This is a genomic window from Burkholderia sp. D-99, from assembly GCF_011605345.1.
Lineage (GTDB): Bacteria > Pseudomonadota > Gammaproteobacteria > Burkholderiales > Burkholderiaceae > Burkholderia.
In genome coordinates, this window is record NZ_JAAOXM010000003.1 from 660,392 (window position 1) to 682,077 (window position 21,686).

Genomic DNA, 21,686 nt, shown 5'->3' on the forward strand with positions numbered 1-21,686 from the left:
GTGGGGTGCTGCATGGATGATGCCCGAACGACGGATTACGCGCCGAGCGCGATCAGGCCTTCCGGGGCGATCGTGAGGCCGACCGCCGTACCACGCGCGAGCGCGATGCGGCCCGGCACGTCGATCACGAGCGCGTCGGGTGCCGCGTGTTCGATCGTGAGCCGGGTGCGCTCGCCGAGGAACGCGCACGCACTGACCGCGCCGCGCAGCGGCGCATGCTCGGGATCGGCGAGTTGCGCATCCTCGGGGCGGAAGAACCATTCGTCGGCGGCGTGCGGCGTCGCGATCGCGCCGCCCGTGGTCACCAGCGTGCCGTCGCGCCATTGCCCGGCGAGCCGGTTCAGCGTGCCGATGAACTGTGCGACCGTGCGATTGGCCGGGTGGTAGTAAATGTCGCGCGGCGTGCCGATCTGTTCGATGCGGCCGGCGCCCATCACGACGATCCGGTCGCCGAGTTCCATCGCTTCGGCCTGATCGTGCGTCACGTAGACCGTCGTCACGCCGAGTTCGCGCAGCAGCGTATTCATCTCGCGACGCAGCGTGTCGCGCAGCTTCGCGTCGAGTGCGGTCAGCGGCTCGTCGAGCAGCAGCACGCGGGGGCGCACCGCCAGCGCGCGAGCCAGCGCGACGCGCTGGCGCTGGCCGCCCGACAGCTGGTCGACCGGCTTGTCCGCATGCGCGTCGAGCCGCATCATCGCGAGCAGTTCGTCGACACGCTCGCGCAGCGCGCGCGGCTCGGTCTTGCGGATCTTCAGCCCGTAGCCGACGTTGCCGCGCACCGTCAGGTTCGGAAACAGCGCGTAGTTCTGGAACACCATGCCGACCTGCCGGCGCTCGATCGGCAGCGCGGTCACGTCGTCATGGCCGAACGCGATCGTGCCGCCGGCGTCCGGCGTGTCGAGGCCCGCGATCAGGCGCAGCGTCGTCGTCTTGCCGCAGCCCGACGGCCCGAGCAGCACGAGCGTTTCGCCCGCGCCGATCGACAGGTCGAGCGGTTCGAGCACGCGCGTGCCGCGGAACGTCTTCGCGCAGCGGGTCAGGGTGATGGGGGTGGAATCGAGTTTCATGTCTGCGAGAAATTCAGCGCGAGCGCTTCTTGAGCGCGCGCGTGCCGGACGGATCGACACCGAGCCACTGCATCGCGACGAGCAGCGGCAGCGTCATCAGCAGGAACAGGATCGTGTATGCGCTGCCGACTTCGAGGCGCAACGACGCATAGGTATCGGCGAGCCCGACCGGCAGCGTCTTGGTGTCGGGCGTATGCAGCATCCACGTGAGGTTGAATTCGCCGATCGACAGCGTGAGCACCGCGAGCGCACCCGCGACGATGCCGGGGCGCAGGTTCGGCAGCACGATCGTGACGAAGCGCGTGACGAACGATGCGCCGAGGCTGGCCGCACCTTCCTCGAGCGTGCGCAGGTCGGCACCGGCCGCGACGGCCGCGACCGCGCGCACCATGAACGGCAGCGTGAACACTACGTGGCCGACGACGATGAACCACAGGCTCATCCGGAACGCCGTGAAGCCGCCGTACACGACCAGCAGCGCGAGCGCCGACGCGAGGCCCGGCAGCGCAACCGGCAGCACCAGTGCCTCCTCGATCGCGCGCGCGACGCGGCTCTTGCTGCGCGCGAGCGCATAGCCGGCCGGCACGCCGGTGACGAGCACGATCGCGAGCGTCGCGAACGCGACGTAGAGCGATAGCGCGACCGAGCCGTGATACTGCTGCCACACTTGTTCCAGCCAGCGCAGCGTGAGGCCGCTCGACAGGCCGCGGAAATAGTTGACGGTGAGGCCCGCGAGCACCGACATCACGACGGGCACGATCAGGAACGCGCACAGCAGCAGCGTGACGCCCCATTGCAGCGCGGCGATCGCGCGCGCGCCGGTGACGCGCGGCGCGCGGCGGGCGACACCGTTCGCCTGCGCGGGAGCGGGCGACGGCGTGGAAGAGCCGGAAAGCGATTGCATGCAGGAATCCTCAGGCCGCGGCGGCGGCGGTGTGGCCGGTGAAGCGGCGCGCGAGTGCGAGCACGACCCAGGTGACGATCCCGAGCACGATCGACAGGCCGGCCGCCGTCGCGATGTTCGCGTTCAGCGTGAACTCGGTATAGATCGTCATCGGCAGCACGTTCAGGTCGGTGGCGAGCGTGAACGCGGTGCCGAACGCGCCCATCGCGGTCGCGAAGCAGATCGCGCCCGCCGCGATCAGGCCCGGCGCGAGCGCCGGCAGCACGATGTCGACGAAGATGCGCCACGGCGACGCGCCGAGCGAACGCGCGGCTTCCTCGAGCGACGCGTCGAGCTTGGACGCCGCCGCGATCACGGTGACGATCACGCGCGGAATCGAGAAGTACAGGTAGCCGATGAACAGCCCCGCGACCGAGTACGCGAATACCCACTTGTCACCCGTGAGCTTCGCGGACAGCATGCCGATCAACCCTTGTCGCCCGGCGAGCATGATCACCATGAAGCCGACGACGACGCCCGGGAACGCGAGCGGAAACGTGAGCAGCGCGAGCAGCACGCGCTTGCCTCCGAATTCGCGGCGCGCGAGCAGGAGGCCCGAGATCGTCGACAGCGCGAGCGTCGCGAGCGTGACGCCCGCGGACAGTGCGACGGTCTCGCCGAGGCTCTTCATGTAGCGTGCATTGCCGAGCAGGGCCGCGTAGTGCGAGAAGAACGCGCCGTCGGCGGACACCTGGACGAGCGCCGCCATCGGCAGCAGCCAGAAGGCGGCGAACACCGCGAGCGCCGGCGCGACGAGCGCGACGCGCCAGCGTAGCGGGAAGGTCAGGTCAAGCATCGATGATGTCCGGCCGCTTACTGCATCACCTGCAGGTACTGCTGGCCGAATGCCTGCTGGCCGGCCGCCATCTTGCCGAAGTCGACCGATTTCGCACGGGCGTATTCGCTCGCCGGCAGGAACTTCGACGCGACGTCGGCGCCAAGCGCCTGCGCGCGAACCGGTCGCAGATAAGCGTTGGCCCAAAGCTTCTGGCCTTCGTCGGACAGCACGAAGTCGAGCACCTTCTTGCCGTTCGCGTCGTGCGGTGCACCCTTCACGAGGCTCATCACGTACGGCACCGCGATCGTGCCTTCCTTCGGGATCACGAACTCGACGTTCGCGCTGTCCTTGTACTTCGCGCGATACGCATCGAAGTCGTAGTCGAGCAGGATCGGAATCTCGCCCGACAGCACGCGTGCATACGCAGTCTGCTTCGGCACGATCGGCGCGTTCGCCTTCAGCTTGCGGAACCAGTCGAGCGCCGGCTTGAAGTTGTCGAGGCTGCCGCCGAGCGCCTGGTTCACGGCCACCGCACCCGCATAGCCGACGAACGCGCTCGACGGGTCGAGATAACCGACCATGCCCTTGTATTCCGGCTTCAGCAGATCGGCCCACGAGCGCGGTACCGGCTTGCCGTCGAGTGCGTCCTTGTTCACGAAGAAGCCGAGCGTGCCCGAATGGATCGCGAACCAGTAGCCTTGCGGGTCCTTCAGGTTCGCGGGGATGTCGTTCCAGTGCGCGGGCTTGTACGGTGCGATCACGCCCTTGTCTTTCGCCTGGAAGGCCGACGACACGCCGAGATAAACGACGTCGGCCACCGGGCTCTTCTGCTCGGCGATCAGCTGCGCGATCGACTGGCCCGAGTTCTTGTTGTCGAACGGCACGCGGATGCCGGTCTTCTGCTTGATCGCCGCGATCTGCGCGGCCCAGTCGGCCCATTCGGGCGGGCAGTTGTAGCAGATCACCGTTTCATCGGCATGGGCAGCGGGCGCGCCGGCGATGAGCGCGGCGCAGGCGAGCGGCGCGGCGAGCGCGCGCAGCAGCGAGGTCAAGCGAAAGGACACGGTAGGTCTCCGGGCGAGGGTGAGGCGCTGGGGTGGTGTGGTTGTGTGCGTGGCGGTGTGGCGTGCGTTCAGGCCTTGCGCAATTGCAGGTCGGCGGCTGGCGGGGCGACCGTCGCGCCGTCGCGCACCACGTGCGGCAGGATCAGCGACGTGCGTTCGATCGCTGCGCCGCCGATGCATTCGACGAGACGTTGCCACGCGTGGCGGCCGATGTCGCGGTTCGGCGTCGCGACGCTCGCGAGCGGCGGCGCGAGCAATTCGCCGATCGCGATCCCGTCGAAGCCGAGCACCGACAGGTCGTCCGGGATCGAGAAGCCCGCACGGCGCAGGCCGCGCATCACGACCATCGCGAGCAGGTCGTTGCTGCAGAAGAGGGCGGTCGGGCGCGTTGCGTGCGCGGTGAGATGCGCGAGCACCGCATCGGGCAGCTCGGGTGCGTTGAAGTCGACTTCGACCGGCGGCAGCGTGGCGACGCCGCTTTCCTCGAGTGCCTGCGCATAACCGAGATGACGCTGGCGTGCGCGATCCGATGCGGCGAGCGAGCCGGCCAGCATCAGCACACGGCGGTGACCGCGCGCGGTCAGCAGCCGCACGCCGTCATAGGCGGCGCTGCGGTTGTCGACCGATACCGACGGGCGGCGCTGTGTGTCGTTGTGCATCAGCACGTAGTGCGGGCCGTCGCGGTCGAGCATGTCGAGCAGCGGGTGCGTATCCGCGTCGGCGACGGTGAGGATCAGCCCTTCGACGCGCTGCTCGCGCAGCGTCTCGATCGCGTGGCGCTCGCGCGCCGCATCGTATTCGGTCGTCATCAGGATCAGCTTGAAGCCGGCCGCGGTCGCGAGTTCGTCGATACCTTGCAGGCAGTCGGCGAACACGGGGTTCGACAATGTTGGCAGAACGACGCCCACGAGCCGCGTGCGCTCGCCGCGCAGCTGCCGGCCGAGCGGGCTCGGGCGGAACTGCAGCGTGTCGATCGCGGTGCGGATGGTCTGCAGCGTGGCGGGGCTGACGGTATGCGGTGCGTTGATCGCGCGTGAGACAGTGGCGATCGAGAAGCCCGCGAGGGCAGCGACATCCTTGATGGTCGAGGTCATGAAGTAGCGCGATGTAAACGTTTTCGGCCGGAAAATTATCGAAAACGTTTGTGACTGCGCGATGACGCTGGCGACGCTTGTTTCGCAAAAAGCGCGATACAAACGTCTGACGGATAGGGCCGCCGGATGACGCGGACTCGATTGTATCGGGGATGTTGCGGCGCGGGAGGATATCGTCGGCGGCGGCGTGCCGGTGTCGATTACGAAGGATGAATCCGTGCGGCGTCGGGGCGTGTCGCCATGTGGCGCCGCAGAATAAGGGAACGCACGGGCAAGCAATGGTAGAATCGCGTCCGCCCTCTTGCCGGGGTGATGAAATTGGTAAACATAGCGGACTTAAACGATTGAGTGCCCGGTCGGAAACGGTCGGTGCAGAACCCTTCAAATTCGGCGAAACCCCTGATGTGCGCATCGAGGCAACGCCGAGCCAAGCCTCGCGGGTCCCGCGAGGAAGGTGTAGAGACTAGACGGGGGGCGCCTAAGGCGCATGGGCAGAGCAGGCACGCCCGCGCGCGACGGTGAAGGCATAGTCCAGCGCACGAACGGCATCGCGCACGCGACGCCGGCTTTGAAAGAAGCAGTGTGACGAAAATCCGCCGCCTTAATTGGCTTGCCGGTTCAAGTCCGGTCCCCGGCACCATGATCGCTTTCAGCGCGATTCGATGAAGGGACGAAAGCCCGCGAGAAGCAATGCACTCGCGGGTTTTTTGTTTTTGTGGCGTTGTATCGGGTGTGGTTGCCGTCGACCGAACGGCGAAGCCACCGTCATCAGCGACGCATCAAGTCGACCGGCAGGCCGGTCTCAGGCGGCGTCACGCCGAGCCATCACCGGCGCGTGGTGGAACTCGCGCGTCCTGCCGAAGCCGCAATCTCCACCACGCAACGCAAACGTCGCACCATGAAGTGACGTGATGTCTATGAATCACACCTCTCGCGCATGAAGGTCAGATTGCGCGTGCGCGACGTGTCGATGCGAAAGCGCGTCACTTCGCTACCCACGCGTTCTACCGCCAGGACGCCGTGCATGACGGCCATCTGACCGGCAGGGTCGAACGTGAAAATGTCGTCGGCCACGGGTTCCAGCCGGTAGCCGACACAGCCTGCGACGCCGTGCATGGTCAGCGTGAGTTCACCGTTCGTCACGGCGATCGTTGCGCGTGCCGCAGCATCGTGACCGTGATACGTGCCCGCCAGACCGGCCGACGCATCGGAGAGCGACGGGGTGTGATCGGGCAAGCGCTCGAGCGTCTCCACGTGACCGCAGTCCACCAGTTCGATCGCTGGTACACGTGCCGCGGCCGTCGACGCGCAAGGTTTGATCAGCAGCGTTCCGCCTGCCCCTTCTTCGACGCGCAATCCGGCCTCCGTCTCGATGAGCGGCTGAGGCATCTGTCTGGCGTTATGCAAGCTCACGTTGACTTGCCCGTCGTGATCGTCGATCACGCAATACGTTCCGGACGCACGCGAGTGGTACTTGCCGAGCAAGGTTTCGTGCCCGGCAGTTTGCAGGGGCGCGGCAGGTTTTGCGCCAAGGATGGCATCGCCCAGAACGATATCGACGATCTGCGTAGCCAGCTCAACCACATTGGCTGCCGCGCCGTTGGTGAGAATGATGACGTCCAGTGCGTGCTCGGCCACGGTCAACATCTGGCAGGTGCCGCCGAACACACCGCCGGCATGGTGCAGCACCTCCACGTCGCGATGGGGTGTGCGCATCAGCCCGAGGGTGTAGACGCCTTCCGCGCCGCTCGAATAGTGCGGTTTGGTCAGCATCTGGCGCCAGCTTGCTTCACTGCCGACACGCTTGGGGCCGCGCAGATGCGCGAGCCAGCGCAGCATGTCGTCGACCGTCGACACGATCCCACCTTCACCGAGCACTTCCCACGACGGAAAGAGGCCGCGCATGAATCCGCCTTTTCCGTCGGGCACATGCTGGGTCGTCATGCGCGGGCGGATGCGCATGTCGTCGGCGACCGACTCCGTATCGACCATGCCCATCACGTCGAAGATGCGTTCCTTCAGAAAGGTCTCGAAGGGGATGCCGCTGACCCGCTCGATCGCGAGCGACAGCAGGTGATATCCGCCGTTGCAGTAGATCATCCGCTCGCCCGGCGGGAAATTGACGTCGCGTTGCCGGACTTCGGCCGCCAGCACGCCACCGCGCGGCAACGTCGCGACACCTTGCGCAAGCAGCGTGAGATCGAGATAGCAGCGGTAGCCGCCCGTATGCGTCATCAGCTGGCGCAAGCTGGGGTCGCCTGCCAGCAGCGGCAGCTCGGGCAGGTACGTGCGAATCCCGGCGTCAATGTCGAGCTTGCCGTCCTCGGCGAGCAGGAGTGCGGCGAGGCAGGTGAAGTGTTTGCTCGTCGAGCCGATGCGCAAGCGTGTGGCCGGCGTATTGGCTACGCCGTGTTCCAGGCTTGCCATGCCAAAGCCTCGCCGGTAGAGCACTTCGCCTCGATGCGCGACGGCCACGACGAGGCCGGGTTCATCGCACTTGTTGAAGCGTTCGAACAGCGCATCCAGTTGCGCGACGATGTCTTGTGATTCTGGTTTCATTGTAAGTTGTCCATATTATTTAGAACGGAACAGTAAGCGCTGCGCCGATCGTGCGCGGCTGAATCACGCTGACGAGCGCCGGGCCGCCCATCGGTATCAGCGAAGTGCCGGCCGCGATCAACGCGCGACGGTCGAACAGGTTGCGAACATAGAACGCCAGGCTGAACTTCTTGAAGTCCACGCCCGCTTGCAGATCCGTGATCGCGTAGCCCGGCAACGGGTAATCCGGCCGGCCCGAGCTGGCGTCGAACCCACTATGACGTCGGCCGACGAATCGCTGTGTAATACCCGCATACGACGGATACCCGTGTGCGCTGAACAGGTAGGTGCCCGAGAGCGTAGCGGCGAACTTCGCCGAATTCGGCAGTGGCGCGCCCGCCGTCGTACCCGCGCTCGCATTGCCGGTCGTCAGGCTGGCGTCGATGAGCGACAGGTTCGCGCTGAAATTCCAATGCGGGTTGGGGCGGAACGTGCCGGCGAACTCCAGGCCCTTGATTCGCGCGTTGCCGGCGTTGATGACCTGGTTGACGCCATCGACCGTGCCGAGTTGCTGGATGTTCTTCCACTCGATGTCGTAGACCGACGTCTCCAGCGATAGCCGCTTGTCGAGCAGGTCGGCCTTGTAGCCCGCCTCATAGCTCCACAGCGTGTCGGGCGCGAAGGTCGGGCTACCCGCTGCGCGCATGCCGGTGAGCGGATCGATCAGCAGGGCATTCGGGCCACCGGGCCGGTATCCGCTGGCGATGCGGACATACGCATTGCTGTTGGCGGTCAGCGCATAGCGCGCGGTTAACATGTAGGTCTTGCTGGTGTCCGACGACGGGGCCGAGATGGTCTGCGTCGGGCCGGCGAGCGTACCGTAGGTCGTCTGTTCGTAGGTCTGGGTATTGTGGGCGATCCGGACGCCGCCGGTCAGCGAAAGGCGCGGCGTGAGGTGATACGTCAGGTCGCCGTATGCCGCGTACTCGTTGTACGTGCTGGGCGCCTGGAGCTCCGACAGGTTCGGGCCGGGCGAGCCATCGGGCAACGTCGTCAGAAAGCCTTGGCTCATATTGCTGCGCTCGTGCGTATAGAAGAGTCCGGCCAGCCACTCGAGTCGCTGGTTGCCCGGCGACGTCAGGCGAAACTCCTGGGTCACCTTGTTCGTGGTCGCCACATCCTTGGCGACCACCGAACCCAGGTCCAGCCCCTGGGCGGCGAATAGCGGCCCATAGACGCCGGTCAGGTCTTGCGGCGCGCTCGTGTTGACCCTTTGATACGACGTGATCGAGTTCAGGCGCGCCCAGCCGAGTTCGTATTCGATCCCGGCCGAGTAGAGCTGGATGTTCTGATGAAAGGGCTGCGGGGCGAACTGTCGCGTGGTCAGGTCTCCCCAGACCGGCTTGCCGTCGGCGCCATATTCAACGTAGTTCGGATCGTTGCGATTGATGTTTTGCGAGAGCGCGGTTAGCCGGACCGTCAAATCCCGGGTCGGCGTCAGCAGCAACGACGCGCGAGCACCGTAGGTGTCGCCGCGATCGATGTGGGAGTCCGCCTGGGGGCCCACTGCGTCGACATACCCGCCATCGTGCTGCCCGAACACGGAGACACGCAGCGCGGCAACGTCGGTCTTCAGCGGGATATTCAGCGCGGCGTTGGCCGTCCCGCTCACCCCGCCATGCGCCGTTCCCGACACGCCGGTGCCGACCTGCCCGGAAAACTGGCTCGGGTCCGGTTCGTTGGTCACGTATTTCAGCAAGCCGCCCATCGCTCCCGCGCCATACAACGTGCCCTGCGGGCCTCTCAGGATTTCGACGTGGTTGAGGTCGAGCAGGCTCATGTCGAGCGCGAACGTCGCACTTTGGGAGAACAGCGTGCTGCCGCCGAACGCGACATCGTCGACATACATGCCGACCGTCGGCCCGGTCTGAACACCCGTCGTCACGCCGCGGATACTGACCTGACCGGACCCGCTGCCGCCGCTGGCGTTCAAGTCGACACCCGGCTCCGAGGAGAGAAAGTCGGACATCGTTTTCGCGCCGCTCTTCTGCAGTTCGTCGGCCGACAGTACGTTGACCTGCATGGGGACTTCGCGAGCCGGCTCACGTCGGCGTGTCGCGGTCACCACCACGGTATTGAGCGTCGCGCCATCCTTGCCTTTCGCCTTCGTCACCTCCGCCGGAGGGACATTCGGCACCGCGGCGCCGGACGCAGCGGCAGGTGTCGCAGCGGATGCCGCATCAGGCGCGGCGACCTGCTGAGTCTGCATGGGTGTTTGCGCCTGTTCCTGCGCGTGCACGCCCAACGATGCCAACCCGAATACCGGTCCGACGAAGAGCGGGGCGTAACGTCCGCCGTGTCGCAGCGGTAGCGTTGCCGAAACCGCCGGGTGCTTCGTCCGGTTCTTCACCTTCATCATTGTCTCCTCCTGATTGTGCGATCGACTGAACGCGATGCCGTGTAGCGCAACTCAGGGGGAACGGTAAGTGCCGGTTATTTCTGGTTCATGTGGCGTTTGTATCGTCGGCGATACAAACGATTGGTGAGGGTGAAGGGCGGCCACGCGGGCAGGCGAGATGGACGCGGGACGCAGACATGTTTCGGGTTTGCAATAAACGGCTCACATGGCCCCTACATTCACGGGCGATAATCGACGCCATCGCTCGCTGTCGGCCAGGACCATGCACAAACCCCGCTTCGATTCAGCCTTCTATCGCCTGTTCTTCGTGATGATCTCGATCATCCTCGTGATGCAGATCAGCGCTGGCCTGCTGCTCTTCAAGCTCTACAGCACCGCTCCCTTCAAACCGCCTCCCGGGATGAGCGCATCGTTGCAGTGGGGCGCCGCGGTGATGATCCAGGTGATGCCGGCACTGATCTCGTCCTGGATCGGCGCGCGCATGCTGGCCGCCCCGTTCCGCACGCTGGCCGTAGGGGCCGCTGAACTGTCGAGGAATATCGATGCGCCGCCCATCAATGAAATCGGCCCCGTCGAGGCGCGTCAGGCCGCCAGCGTGTTCAACACGATGCAGGCGTCGCTGCGGCGGCAAATGAGCGAGCGCAACCGCTTTCTCGCCGCCGTGTCGCACGATCTGCGCACCCCCCTGACACGCATGAAGCTGCGCCTTCGATCCGCTCAGGATGCCGAATTGAGTGATCGGCTCAGAGACGATATCGACGAGATGACGCAGCTTCTGGAGGCCACCTTGTCGTTTCTGCGCAATGAAGAAGTGGTTGAGGCGTTCAGTCCGGTCGATATCAATGCACTGGTGGATGCCATCGCGGAAGATGCGGCCGAACACGGCCAAAAGGTGACGATCAGCGGGGAGGTGCCGCCGATCTCGGCTCAACCGCTCGGCCTCAAACGCTGCCTGACGAATCTGGTTGCCAACGCGATTCGGTACGGTGAAGACGCGCACATCCACCTGATCGACGCGGCGTCGTGTGTGCGGATCCAGATTGCCGATCACGGACCGGGCATCCCGGAGGCGCAACTGGAGCGGGCCCTGGAGCCGTTCTACCGGGTGGAGAGTTCTCGCAACCGGAACACGGGCGGGACGGGGCTTGGCCTTGCCATCGCGAACGACGTCGTGAAGCGTCACGGCGGGGAGCTGGTATTGCGCAACGGTCCGGAAGGCGGGCTGGTGGCGCAGGTCACGTTACCGCGTCGATAGGGCGGGCGGACGGATCGACCGTTGGCGCTGCTCTGTTTCACGCTTGATACAGATTGCTCACAAAGCGGAAATAGCGTGTGCTTATAGTCGTTTCACGTCCTTCAACCCGACTCGGCAGACCTCGTCATGAAGATATATACGGCTCAGCTTTCGACGGAAACCAATACCTTTGCCCCGTGCCCGACCGGATGGGGCGGCTTCGAAGAGTTCACGATTTTTCATGGCGACGCGAGTGTGCGCGAGCCCGACGGCGTGGGGCACGTGCTCGCGGAAGTGCGGCGCCTCGCCGAGGGTGACGGTCACGACATCGTCGAAGGTCTGTGTGCCGAAGCCCAGCCGTCCGGCCGCACGATTCGCGCGGTCTACGAATCCCTGAGGGACGAGATCCTCGATGGCATCAAGGCGGCATTGCCGCTGGACGCCGTGATTCTTTTGCTGCACGGCGCGATGGTGGCAGAGGGTTACGACGATTGTGAAGGTGATCTGCTCGCCGGCGTTCGCGCGATTGTCGGCCCCGACGTTCCCATCTCGGTCACGCTCGACCCGCACTGCCATTTCACGCAATTGATGAAGGCGTCGGCCGATGTCCTGATCGCTTACAAGGAGTATCCGCATATCGACGCCGTCGATCGGGCGCGCGACGCCTATCGGCTGACGCTCGACATGGCTGCCGGACGCATCCGTCCGACGACCGGCGTGTTCGACTGCCGGATGGTCGGTGCGTGGCACACCACCAGCGAACCGATGGCGGGGTTCGTCCGGCGCATGCAGTCGTTCGAAGGGCGTGACGGTGTGCTGTCGGTGTCGCTCGGCCACGGGTTCCCGTGGGGCGACGTGCCGGAAGCCGGCGCGAAACTCTGGGTGGTGACGGACAGCGATCCCGCCAGGGCCGAGGCGCTGGCGGCGCAACTGGCACGCGAGTTCTGGGAGCTGCGCGACGCGACACGCCCTGCATGGCTCGATATCGATGCCGGACTGGATCGAGCGCTGGCGGTCGACGGTGGCCCGGTCGTCCTGGCGGATGTCGCGGACAATCCCGGCGGCGGCGCGCCGTGCGACAGCACGTTCATTCTGCGTCGCGTGGTCGAGCGACGGATTGCCAATGTGGCGATCGGGTGCTTCTGGGATCTCGGCGCCATTCAGATCTGCAAGGACGCGGGTGTCGGAGCCACGCTGGATCTGCGCATCGGCGGTAAGTGCAGTGTGTACTCCGGAGAACCGGTGGACCTGCGCGTCACCGTGCGCAACGTGGTCGAGCGGCATACGCAAAGCATCATGGGTCTCGAGCAACCGCTGGGCCGGGCCGTGTGGGTGGAAGCGGACAACGGGCTCGACATCGCGCTGATATCCGTTCGAACCCAGGTGCTCGGCGTGGACGCGTTCACTGGCCTTGGCATCGACTTTGCCGGCAAGAAGCTGGTGGTCGTGAAATCGACGCAGCATTTTCAAACCGATTTCGCGCCGCGTTCGAAGGCCGTCTTTCATATCGCCGCGCCAGGTGCGCTCACGATGAACTTCGCCGAGCTGGACTATCGTCATCGTGATCTCGACTACTGGCCGCGCGTGTCGAATCCGTTTGCGTCGTCGCGGTGAATACGTGCCGGCGCTGTTCGGCGCCGGCCAGCATCAGGCATCGGTGTGTACCCGTGTGAAGGCCAGATGCCGGGTACGCGCGGTATCGACGCGAAAGCCGGTGATGTCGGCGCGCGTTGCGTCGCGCGTCAACGTAAGCATTCCGGTCGTGATGTTCACTGGATCGATCGGCACCAGTTTGAAAGCATCGTGGGCCAGCGGCGTGAGGCGGTAGTCGCAATGGCCCACCGCGCCGCGCAGGCGAAGTACGAGCGCTTCGTTGTCGAGCCGAATGATCGCGTGGGCGTGGGCGTCGTGGCTTGCGAATGTGCCGGACATCGAGGCGACGAGATGCGGCGTCATCGCGGGCGCTTCGCCTAGACGCGCGAACGTTTCGACATGGCCGCAATGCACGATGCGCAGGCTGGAGAGATCGCTCGGCGTACAAGACGATCCCCACCGCAGCGCCAACAGGCCGTCGCCGCTCGCTTCGAGCTCGACGTCGTTCAGTTCATCGGTGCTGTCGTAGAGCGTCATCGAGCGTCTGGGGCAAAGGGGGCCCGCCAACACCAGCGCACCTTCGTGATCTTCCAGTGCATACACGGCGCCGGTGCCGGGCGACCGGTAGCTGCCGAGGCGCGCCGCATGATCGGCGGCGCGCGCTGCGGCAGGCGGGCCATCGCCGCGCAACTCACCTGCCAGCACGATGTCGACCACACGCTTCGACAGTTCGAGCGGTGCGCCGAGCGCGCCGTTGCTGAGCAATACGATGTCAAGCCCGTGCGCGGCCGACATCAGCATCTGGCAAGTCCCGCCGACGACACCACCGGAATGGTGCATCAGCTCGACACCGCGATAGCTGCTCTGCGTCAGACCGAGCGAGTATTGGCTGCGCAGACCGCTGGAGAATACGGGCAACGCCAGCATCTGGCGCCAGGTGTCGGCGTTGCCGACGATCTTGTCGCTGCATCGCAGGTGCGCGGTCCATCTGAGCATGTCGTCGGCGGTCGAGACGATCGAGCCTTCACCCAGCAGCGCCCACGTCGGAAAGATCCCGCGCCGGTATCCGCCCATGCCGTCAGGAACATGCATCGTCGCGATGCGGCGCTCGATCGTCATGTCGTCGGGTACGCACGCGGTGTCGCACATGAGCAGGGGGGCGAAGATATGAGTCGCGAGGAATGCGTCGAACGGCATTCCGCTCGCACGTTCGACGGCGAGCGACAGCAGGTGATAGCCGCCGTTCGAATACATCATGCGTTCCCCCGGCGGAAAATTTTCGTCGCGTTGACGTTGCTGCGAAGCCAGGAACGCGCCAGGCGGCGACATGGCGAGACCCTGCGTCAGTAGTGCGAGGTCCAGTGCGCATCGCTGCCCGCCGCGATGCGACATCAACTGCCGCAGTGTCGGCCGGCCTGCGGCCGACGGTAGCTCCGGCAGATACGCCCCGATGGGGGCGTCGGCGTCGAGCGCGCCGCGCTCGCACAGGAGCAGCACGGCGAGGCAGGTGAAATGCTTGCTGACCGAACCGATGCGCATGCGGGTGGCCGGCGTGTTGGCGATGCCGTGTTCGAGGCTGGCCATGCCGAAACCGCGCCGATACAGCAGGTGCCCGTGATGGACGATGCCGGCGATCAATCCGGGTGCATCGGCGTGGCGATAACACGCGAACAGCGCGTCGAGTTTCGTCGTGGTGGTTGAATCCGATGTCATGTCGATAGCTCAGCGAGAGGAAGCCGTGACGTCCGCGTGGCCCCAGATGTGGGGCGCGCAGTGCAGCAGGCCGTCGATGTAGGCGACGCTCGGCTCGCGATCGCGGGCGAGGAAGATCGGTCCGTCGAGATCGACGTGATTGCACTGTTGCCCGAGCAGGAAGGCGGGGGCGATCGCGAGCGAGGTGCCTGCCATGCAGCCGACCATCACGGACAAGCCGGCTTCGCGTACGCGCGCGGCGAGGTCGAACGCGCGCGTCAGGCCGCCGCATTTGTCGAGCTTGAGGTTGACGATGTCGTAGCGGCGCGCGACGGCGGACAGGTCGCCGAGATCCTGAAACGATTCGTCGGCCGCGAGGGGGATCGGACAATCGATGTGTTCGAGACAGGCGTCCGCACCGATCGCAAACGGCTGTTCGAGCATGCCGACATCAAGCTGTTGCAGCACGGGGAGCATCGCGTCGAAGTGCGCGCGCGACCAGCCCTGATTCGCGTCGACGGCGAGCGGTATTTTCGGGTGGACCTCACGGATGGCGGAGAGGCGCGCGGTATCGGCGGCGCTGCCGTCCAGCTTGACCTTCAGCGCGCTGGCGTGGGGCAGTTTCCGCGCGGCCCGAGCCATTGCATTCGGCGTATCCACGCCGATCGTCATCGTGGTCCGCAACGGGCGTGGCGCGGAGAGGCCCGCCATGCGCCAGACAGGCATGGCTTGCCGTTGTGATTCGAGCGCCCACAATGCCGCATCGACCGCGTTGCGCGCGCCGCCGGGCGGCAATACGTCGAGCAACTGCGCGCGTGTGGCTCCGGCTTCTATCGATGGTCGGATGTGCTCGATTTGCGCGGCGATGGATTCAGGCGTTTCTCCCAGGTAAAAGACCCCGGACGCTTCGCCGTTGCCGGCGTGGTGGCCGTCGTCGACGGTAACGCTCACGAGGCGAGCGGCGTCGATGACGTGGCCGGTGATATGGAACGGGGCAGCCAACGGCCACCGTTCGATGCGCAGCGAGAGTGAGAGCGTGCGGGGTGACATGGGAGAGGGCGGAAGAAGAGTGTTACGCATAGCGTTCGATTGCCTCGCGGACACCACGGCCGGCCGCACGCATCAACATGCAGGCGGCAAAGAAGCCGAACGCCGCGACGCAGACGATCGACCACAGCAAGCCCTGGCTGAACGCATGCAGATGATCCGACATGAAACCGATGAACACGGGGCTGCCGGATTGCACGACGATCGACGTCAGCGCGCCGATCGCCGCTACGCGCGAGCGCAGGTGGGCAGGGCAGATGTTCTGCATGATGGTGGGAAACAGCACCATGCCTGCGACCATGCAGGCGAGCTGTGCGCCGAAGAGCACGTAGACCGGCGTAAGCGAGCCCACGGCCAGATAGAGGAACGACAGGCCGCCGGCGACCAGCGCGCCGCATTCGCAGACACGCAGTGGCGCGAGCACGCCGAAGCGCGCTCTCATGCGGCCGGCCACGAGTCCGCTGAGCACGCAACCCGCGATACCACCGGCCATAGCCGCCACGCCCATGCCGCCGCCGGCTTCAGCCGGCGTGGCGCCGAAGGTTCGCACCGCCACGACCGGCATCCATGTCGCGACACCGCCGAATGACAGGTTGACCAGTCCGATGGCACCGAAGAACTTGAGCATCATGACGGCTTCGCGCCGGAAGTAGACCGGTGCGGACGGCAGCGGCGCGGAAGTCCGATGACGCGCTGCGGATGCTTCCGTGTCGCCGTGCTTTCCGGGGCGAATGAGTAGAACCAGCACGGCCAACACGGGGGCAGGCAGGGCAACGGCAAAAAACGCGAGCCGCCACGGCGCGAGACCGGCGAGACCCGCTGGCAACGCGCCGTGCACCGCCGCAATGCCGTGCATCAGTGCGCCGCCGAGCGCCATCCCCGCACCTGCGCCCAACAGGTTGGCGAGCGCGAAGATCGCATTGGCGAGCACGCGCTGGCGCGCCGGGAAGAGGTCGGGAATCAGGCCGTAGATCACCGGCACTAGTCCGGCTTCGCCGATCCCCAGCCCGACGGTGGCGATGAACAATTGCCAGAAGTGGGTGGTCATGCCGCAGATTGCGGTGGCAGCGCTCCAGACGAGGACACACGCGACCAGCACCACACGGCGATCCACGCGATCGGCGACCCAGCCGATCGGCAACGAAGCCACGCCCGCGAACAGGGCGATGCCTGCGCCTTGCATCAGGCCGATTTGAGTATCGGTCAGCCCGAAATCGTGGCGGATGGGCTCCGTCAGCAGGATCAGCATCTGACGGTCGACGAAGGCAAAGAACGCCACGATCACGAGAATCGCCAGACCGAACCACGCGAGTGGTCCGGCGGATGAATCCGATGGCGGGCTTGGGGCCGCCACGGGCGCAAGCACTTCGGGGTTGGAGTCGAACATGAGGGCTCCGTGATGAGAAGGCGGTTATTGCATGAATTGCTCGTTGCCCACGAGCCCGATGCGGTTCGCGCCGAGCCGCTGTGCGGATGCCATGACCATGGCGACGGCGCGGTAAGGCGCCGCCTTGTCGGGCCGCAAATGCAGTTCTGTCGGCGCGGGGTTGGCCGCGACGTCGTGCAATCGCGTTTCCAGTTGCTCGCGCGAACTCAGCCGCTCGCCATTCCATGCGATGGTGCCGTCGGCCGCGATATCGATCTGCACCACCGGCGGTGTCTGCGGTTGCGACGGCGGCGCGCCGGTCGGCATGTCCAGCTTGACCGCGTTCGTCTGAACGGGAATGGTGAGGATCAGCATGATGAGCAGGACCAGCATCACGTCGATGAGCGGTGTGGTGTTGATCTCGATCATCACGTCGGCTTCGTCTGCGTTGCCGGTGGGCATCGTCATTGCCATCTCGGGTCTCCTTGTCGGTGTGGCGGGATCATTGGCGCGGTGGCGGTTCGGTGATGAAGTCGACCTTGACGATGCCCGCCCGCTGGCACGCATACACGACCCGGCCGATCGCGGCGTAGCGCGCGTCGAGATCGCCGCGGATGTGGACTTCGGGTTGCGGCGATTGCACGGCAACCGCCTTGAGTTTCTCGACGAGCGTTGCCGCGTCAGGTACGCGCCGTTCGTCCCAGAACACGTCCCCCTCTTTCGTCACGGCGAGAATCACGTTCTGCGGAGTCGTTTGCAGCGGCTGCACGGCTTCCTTGGGCAGCGCGACCGGCACGGTGTGCGATACCACCGGAATCGTGATGAGGAAGATGATCAGCAGCACCAGCATCACGTCGACCAGTGGCGTCGTGTTGATGGACGACATGGTCTCGTCGTGATCGTCGCCGTCGCGGGGCCCTACGGTCATGGCCATGGCTCACCCCACGCGAGTGAGGGCAGCGGCCTTGGTCGCGGCGGCGGCCCCGGCCGTGGTCGTGCCGGTCAGGATGACGATGTGCAATTCCGTCGAAAACCCGCGCACGCGCTCCATCACCGCCTTGTTGCGGCGCACGAGCCAGTTGTAGCCGAGCACGGCGGGCACCGCGACAGCCAGGCCGATCGCGGTCATGATCAGCGCTTCGCCGACCGGTCCCGCGACCTTGTCGATGGAGGCCTGGCCCGCGATGCCGATCGCAGTCAGCGCGTGATAGATGCCCCACACCGTGCCGAACAGGCCAATGAACGGCGCGGTCGAACCGACGGTGCCGAGAAACGCGAGGCCGTCCTGCAGGCGGCTCGAGACCGACGTGGTCGCCCGCTCGACGGCCGCCGCAACCCAGTCGTTGAGGTCGACCTGTTCGACCAGCGCGCCTTCGTGATGGTCGAATGCCGCGAGACCTGCTTCGGCGATGAAGCGGAACGGGCTGCCGGCATCCAGTTGACGCGTGCCTTCGCTGAGACTGCCCGCTTTCCAGAAACCCGTCTCCGCCGCCTTCGCGCGGCGCAGCACGCGCGTTTGCTCGAGCAGTTTCGCGACGATGATGTACCAGCTGCCCATCGACATGACGACCAGAATGAGCAACGTGCCGCGTGCGATGAAATCCCCGCCCTTCCAGAGCGCATCGAGACCGTAGGGATTCGCCACCGTGTCGGTGGCGGCGTGGGCGGCGCTGGCCGCGAGGAACAGAGCCGTCACCAGGGCGGCCTTGCGGGTACGGTTGATCATGAACGTCTCCTGAAATGCGTTGGCAAGTAGAAAAGGAACGACTGTCGAGGGCAGCCTCAATCGAGCTTGAAAGAGAAGGGCACCTGCACGCGGACTTCCTCGCCCTGTGCGACGCAGTGGAACTGCCGCACGGCGTTTTCCGCAGCCCTGTCGAGAACAGGCGCGGCTGACTGGGTCACGCTCAGGTCCTTGACGTTGCCGTCGGTGCCGACCACGAACGTCACGACGACGTCGCCGGTCAGGTTGTCCTTGAGCGCTTCACGCGGATAGCGAATGGCGGCGCGGACCTGCGTCGAGTTGGGACACACCACGCCGACGCTCGTCGACACGGGCGCTGCAGCGGCGGGCGGTGCTGGCGGCGCGACGGGTGCCGACGGCGCAGGTGTGGTCGACTGCGCGGCGATCGCGTTCGGCGACGGCGGTGCCGGGATGCGCACTTCCGGGGGCGGCACGAACGGCGGCGGTGGCGCGACGTGCTTCGGCGGTGGCGGTGCGATTTGCTTCGGCGGGGGTGGTGGAGGGGGCGGCGGCTTGATCTCTTCGATGATTCGCGTCTCGATCGGCTGACGAATCACATCCACGACTTTCGTCGCGAGACCGGTGAGCAATGCGTAGACGATCACCGCATGCAATCCGACCACGAAGGCGATGCCGCCAATGCGCCGGACAGGTGGCTTGGGTTGTGCGTAGTTCATGTCCCGCGTGTCTCCTGCCTCGATATGACCTGGGAGCCACGTTAAGACCCGGGCATTTCTGGTTCATATCGGCTTTGTATCTGCGCTGATACAAAGTCTTTCTGGCTTGGCAAGGTTGCGACAGGACGCGCGAAACGAGACGGGGCGGCGAAGGCGGACGATGCTCGGCAACGTCTCTTCGGGAAAATACCGGGCGGGTTATCCATGACGTGAACGCTCATCAGGCGTCCCGATTTCTCCGGATGACCTTGTGGGACAAGGTGCAGGGGCAATTATTTCAAGGCTGCAACAATTCGTGCAAAAAGCCCTTATATTGACGGGCAATAATGAGTGTGGGGCACATCTCACCGCCGCAACATCGGAGACAAGACGCCGTGAACAAAGCGATTCGTATTCTCGTCGTCGACGACGACTCGCAGATTCGCAGCCTGTTGTGCGACTGCCTTGCAGACTTCGGCATGACGACCGCGCAAGCCGGCACCGGCGCGGAAATGCATCTCGCGCTCGGGGAGGGGGGCTTCGATCTCGTGGTGCTCGACCTGATGCTGCCGGACGACGACGGCCTCAATCTCTGCCGCGAGATTCGTGCGACGTCGGAGATTCCGTTGATCATCCTGACCGCGCGCGGCGAGATGACCGACCGGATCGTCGGGCTGGAACTGGGCGCCGACGACTATATCGTCAAGCCGTTCGAGCCGCGTGAACTGGTCGCGCGCATCCAGACGATCCTGCGCCGCGTGCGCGCGCAAACGCAAGGCCGGACGAGGGCGCAGGAAGAAAGCCGATTCGCCGGCTGGCGGCTGCACCAGATCGGCCGCCACCTGATTGCTGCCGACAACACGGTCATTCCGTTGTCGAACGCGGAATTTCGCCTGCTCAACGCGTTCCTCGACGCGCCGGGGCGTGTACTCAGCCGCGAATACCTGATGGATACCGCTCGCGGCAAGTCGATCGACACGTTCGACCGCAGCATCGACGTCCAGATATCACGCTTGCGTCAGAAGTTGCGCGAGGACATCAAGGAGCCGCGCCTGATTCGCACCATTCGCGGGGAAGGCTACATGCTGGATGTCGGTCATCGTTAGGTATCCGTGCTGTTCATTGCAGCCATTCGTCAGCATGCGATGCAAGCAGGGCGGCGCAAGGGCTCACATCTGGATGCTGCGGCGCCATGCGTGTGAACCGCTGGATGCTGGCGGAACGCACTGAATCAGCACGCGCCGCAGATGGCCTGCCGTGTGATTCGGCGACGATCCGAAAGCCCCCGGAAAATCAGGCGCTCGCGGGTTTCCTGCTTTTGCGGCGCTGCGCCGGTTGCGACGCCGCTCGATTGGCATCGGGCGAGTGAATCCGCACCATGTCGATCAGCGCCCGCAGCCCGCCCGAAACATGGCGATGACCGGGGTAGTACAGGCACAGCCCCGGCATGACCGGGCACCAATCGGCCAACACGCGTTCGAGCCGTCCGTCTTCGAGTGCATCGCGAACGAGATGATCGGGCACGAACGCAATCCCGATGCCGTCGATCGCGGCATCGACCATCAACGGCTGGTCGGTCAGCGTGAGCGGGCCGCTGACATTCACCGTTTCGACGACACCGCGGCGCTCGAACTCCCAGCGGTAGATCGCACCGCTATCGAAGCGAAAGCGGATGCAGTCATGCCGATCCAGATCCTGCGGTACGTCGGGGCGGCCATGCGCAGCGAAATAGGCGGGTGAGGCGACGGCGGCGAACCGCACCGGATCGGACACGCGCACCGCGATCATGTCCTGCGGCACGGCTTCGGCCAGCCGAATCCCCGCGTCGAATCCACCAGCGACGATGTCGCCGAGCTTGCCGTCCGTCACGATGTCGAGGTGGACCTGCGGGTAGTCGCGCAGGAAGCGCGCGAGCACCGGTTTCAGCACGAGGCGGATCGCCCCTTCGCTGGCGTTGATGCGCACGGTGCCGCTGGGCGTGTCACGCATCCCGTCGACCGCGAGCATCGCCTCCGCAACCGACGAGATCGCTGGGCGGAGCTTGTCGACGAGCCGTTCGCCGGCGTCGGTCAGCGACACGCTGCGCGTGGTGCGATTGAACAGACGAACGCCCAGGCGCTGCTCGAGGCCCTTGATCGAATGACTGACTGCCGACGGCGTGACGTCGAGCTCGACCGATGCCGCGCGAAAGCTGAGGTGCGTGGCCGCAGCGAGGAACACGTTGAGCGAGAAAAGATCGCCGGTTTTCAATTGATGAGTGGAATTCATCGTCACGTAAAGATTGGCGAGATTGTCATGATAATGCGCCTTTTCTAGACTAGGCCCTGCGTTCGGTTGAACAAGGAGCAGGCAATGAAGATGAAGGCGATCGTGATGACCGGTGCCAATCGGCCCTGGGAAGTGCAGGAAGTGCCGGTACCGGTAGCCGGGCCGGGGCAGGTGCTGGTGAAG

18 protein-coding genes are annotated in these 21,686 nt (G+C 65.4%); 3 read left to right on the forward strand and 15 right to left on the reverse strand.

The genetic code is table 11. From position 1 onward, the window contains the following. Positions 1 to 35: 35 nt before the first annotated feature. The 7 genes from HAV18_RS17100 to HAV18_RS17130 form a co-directional block, all read right to left on the reverse strand. Complete coding sequence (locus HAV18_RS17100; protein WP_166957783.1) at positions 36 to 1,067, reverse strand: ABC transporter ATP-binding protein; 1,032 nt, start codon at positions 1,065 to 1,067, stop codon at positions 36 to 38. 13 nt (positions 1,068 to 1,080) lie between these two features. Continuing rightward, entirely contained in the window at positions 1,081 to 1,971 is an 891-nt protein-coding gene (locus tag HAV18_RS17105) for an ABC transporter permease (protein ID WP_166957785.1), read from the reverse strand. 10 nt (positions 1,972 to 1,981) lie between these two features. Then, positions 1,982 to 2,806 (reverse strand): ABC transporter permease, encoded by an 825-nt coding sequence (locus HAV18_RS17110; protein ID WP_166957787.1) that lies wholly within the window; start codon positions 2,804 to 2,806, stop codon positions 1,982 to 1,984. Between the two features lie 17 nt (positions 2,807 to 2,823). After that, the gene (locus HAV18_RS17115) at positions 2,824 to 3,852 is read right to left on the reverse strand and encodes an ABC transporter substrate-binding protein (RefSeq protein WP_166957789.1); all 1,029 of its coding nucleotides are present in this window, start codon (positions 3,850 to 3,852) and stop codon (positions 2,824 to 2,826) included. Between the two features lie 68 nt (positions 3,853 to 3,920). Further along, complete coding sequence (locus tag HAV18_RS17120) at positions 3,921 to 4,946, reverse strand: substrate-binding domain-containing protein (RefSeq protein ID WP_166957791.1); 1,026 nt, start codon at positions 4,944 to 4,946, stop codon at positions 3,921 to 3,923. A gap of 915 nt (positions 4,947 to 5,861) precedes the next feature. Beyond that, on the reverse strand, positions 5,862 to 7,505 hold the full coding sequence (locus HAV18_RS17125; protein ID WP_166957793.1) for a serine hydrolase: 1,644 nt from the start codon (positions 7,503 to 7,505) through the stop codon (positions 5,862 to 5,864). A 19-nt stretch (positions 7,506 to 7,524) separates the two neighbouring features. After that, the gene (locus HAV18_RS17130; protein WP_166957795.1) at positions 7,525 to 9,903 is read right to left on the reverse strand and encodes a TonB-dependent receptor; all 2,379 of its coding nucleotides are present in this window, start codon (positions 9,901 to 9,903) and stop codon (positions 7,525 to 7,527) included. Positions 9,904 to 10,165: 262 nt separating this feature from the next. Here HAV18_RS17130 and HAV18_RS17135 point away from each other — a divergent pair, with 262 nt between their 5' ends. Further along, a complete protein-coding gene (locus tag HAV18_RS17135; RefSeq protein ID WP_166957797.1) occupies positions 10,166 to 11,158 on the forward strand; it encodes an ATP-binding protein in 993 nt (330 codons plus the stop codon). A 126-nt stretch (positions 11,159 to 11,284) separates the two neighbouring features. Then, complete coding sequence (locus HAV18_RS17140) at positions 11,285 to 12,751, forward strand: M81 family metallopeptidase (protein ID WP_166957799.1); 1,467 nt, start codon at positions 11,285 to 11,287, stop codon at positions 12,749 to 12,751. A gap of 33 nt (positions 12,752 to 12,784) precedes the next feature. Here HAV18_RS17140 and HAV18_RS17145 read toward each other — a convergent pair whose 3' ends face one another. Genes HAV18_RS17145 through HAV18_RS17175 form a run of 7 tightly spaced genes read right to left on the reverse strand, consistent with a single transcriptional unit; the run spans position 12,785 to position 19,256 of the window. Next, entirely contained in the window at positions 12,785 to 14,443 is a 1,659-nt protein-coding gene (locus HAV18_RS17145; protein WP_166957801.1) for a serine hydrolase domain-containing protein, read from the reverse strand. A 9-nt stretch (positions 14,444 to 14,452) separates the two neighbouring features. Further along, a complete protein-coding gene (locus HAV18_RS17150) occupies positions 14,453 to 15,472 on the reverse strand; it encodes a dipeptide epimerase (protein ID WP_243771661.1) in 1,020 nt (339 codons plus the stop codon). 22 nt (positions 15,473 to 15,494) lie between these two features. Next, a complete protein-coding gene (locus HAV18_RS17155) occupies positions 15,495 to 16,856 on the reverse strand; it encodes an MFS transporter (RefSeq protein WP_166957805.1) in 1,362 nt (453 codons plus the stop codon). Positions 16,857 to 16,880: 24 nt separating this feature from the next. After that, on the reverse strand, positions 16,881 to 17,309 hold the full coding sequence (locus tag HAV18_RS17160; protein WP_166957807.1) for a biopolymer transporter ExbD: 429 nt from the start codon (positions 17,307 to 17,309) through the stop codon (positions 16,881 to 16,883). Positions 17,310 to 17,337: 28 nt separating this feature from the next. Next, entirely contained in the window at positions 17,338 to 17,769 is a 432-nt protein-coding gene (locus HAV18_RS17165) for a biopolymer transporter ExbD (RefSeq protein ID WP_166957809.1), read from the reverse strand. A gap of 3 nt (positions 17,770 to 17,772) precedes the next feature. Further along, positions 17,773 to 18,561 carry a MotA/TolQ/ExbB proton channel family protein gene (locus HAV18_RS17170; RefSeq protein ID WP_166957811.1) on the reverse strand — a complete coding sequence of 263 codons (789 nt, stop codon included), beginning with the start codon at positions 18,559 to 18,561 and terminating at the stop codon, positions 17,773 to 17,775. A 56-nt stretch (positions 18,562 to 18,617) separates the two neighbouring features. Then, on the reverse strand, positions 18,618 to 19,256 hold the full coding sequence (locus HAV18_RS17175) for an energy transducer TonB (RefSeq protein WP_166957813.1): 639 nt from the start codon (positions 19,254 to 19,256) through the stop codon (positions 18,618 to 18,620). A gap of 374 nt (positions 19,257 to 19,630) precedes the next feature. Between HAV18_RS17175 and HAV18_RS17180 the strand changes: the two genes are divergently transcribed. Continuing rightward, entirely contained in the window at positions 19,631 to 20,341 is a 711-nt protein-coding gene (locus HAV18_RS17180) for a response regulator transcription factor (RefSeq protein WP_347814761.1), read from the forward strand. Between the two features lie 187 nt (positions 20,342 to 20,528). Here the strand turns inward: HAV18_RS17180 and HAV18_RS17185 are convergent, their stop codons facing one another. After that, positions 20,529 to 21,503: a LysR family transcriptional regulator gene (locus HAV18_RS17185; RefSeq protein WP_166957817.1), complete on the reverse strand. Its 975-nt coding sequence runs from the start codon at positions 21,501 to 21,503 to the stop codon at positions 20,529 to 20,531. Between the last annotated feature and the right edge of the window lie 183 nt (positions 21,504 to 21,686).

Coding starts and splice junctions, on each gene's coding strand:
- HAV18_RS17100 (WP_166957783.1), bottom strand. CDS start 1,067: ATGAAACTCGATTCCACCCCCATCACCCTGACCCGCTGCGCGAAGACG.
- HAV18_RS17105 (WP_166957785.1), bottom strand. CDS start 1,971: ATGCAATCGCTTTCCGGCTCTTCCACGCCGTCGCCCGCTCCCGCGCAG.
- HAV18_RS17110 (WP_166957787.1), bottom strand. CDS start 2,806: ATGCTTGACCTGACCTTCCCGCTACGCTGGCGCGTCGCGCTCGTCGCG.
- HAV18_RS17120 (WP_166957791.1), bottom strand. CDS start 4,946: ATGACCTCGACCATCAAGGATGTCGCTGCCCTCGCGGGCTTCTCGATC.
- HAV18_RS17125 (WP_166957793.1), bottom strand. CDS start 7,505: ATGAAACCAGAATCACAAGACATCGTCGCGCAACTGGATGCGCTGTTC.
- HAV18_RS17130 (WP_166957795.1), bottom strand. CDS start 9,903: ATGATGAAGGTGAAGAACCGGACGAAGCACCCGGCGGTTTCGGCAACG.
- HAV18_RS17135 (WP_166957797.1), top strand. CDS start 10,166: ATGCACAAACCCCGCTTCGATTCAGCCTTCTATCGCCTGTTCTTCGTG.
- HAV18_RS17140 (WP_166957799.1), top strand. CDS start 11,285: ATGAAGATATATACGGCTCAGCTTTCGACGGAAACCAATACCTTTGCC.
- HAV18_RS17145 (WP_166957801.1), bottom strand. CDS start 14,443: ATGACATCGGATTCAACCACCACGACGAAACTCGACGCGCTGTTCGCG.
- HAV18_RS17150 (WP_243771661.1), bottom strand. CDS start 15,472: ATGTCACCCCGCACGCTCTCACTCTCGCTGCGCATCGAACGGTGGCCG.
- HAV18_RS17155 (WP_166957805.1), bottom strand. CDS start 16,856: ATGTTCGACTCCAACCCCGAAGTGCTTGCGCCCGTGGCGGCCCCAAGC.
- HAV18_RS17160 (WP_166957807.1), bottom strand. CDS start 17,309: ATGGCAATGACGATGCCCACCGGCAACGCAGACGAAGCCGACGTGATG.
- HAV18_RS17165 (WP_166957809.1), bottom strand. CDS start 17,769: ATGGCCATGACCGTAGGGCCCCGCGACGGCGACGATCACGACGAGACC.
- HAV18_RS17170 (WP_166957811.1), bottom strand. CDS start 18,561: ATGATCAACCGTACCCGCAAGGCCGCCCTGGTGACGGCTCTGTTCCTC.
- HAV18_RS17175 (WP_166957813.1), bottom strand. CDS start 19,256: ATGAACTACGCACAACCCAAGCCACCTGTCCGGCGCATTGGCGGCATC.
- HAV18_RS17185 (WP_166957817.1), bottom strand. CDS start 21,503: ATGAATTCCACTCATCAATTGAAAACCGGCGATCTTTTCTCGCTCAAC.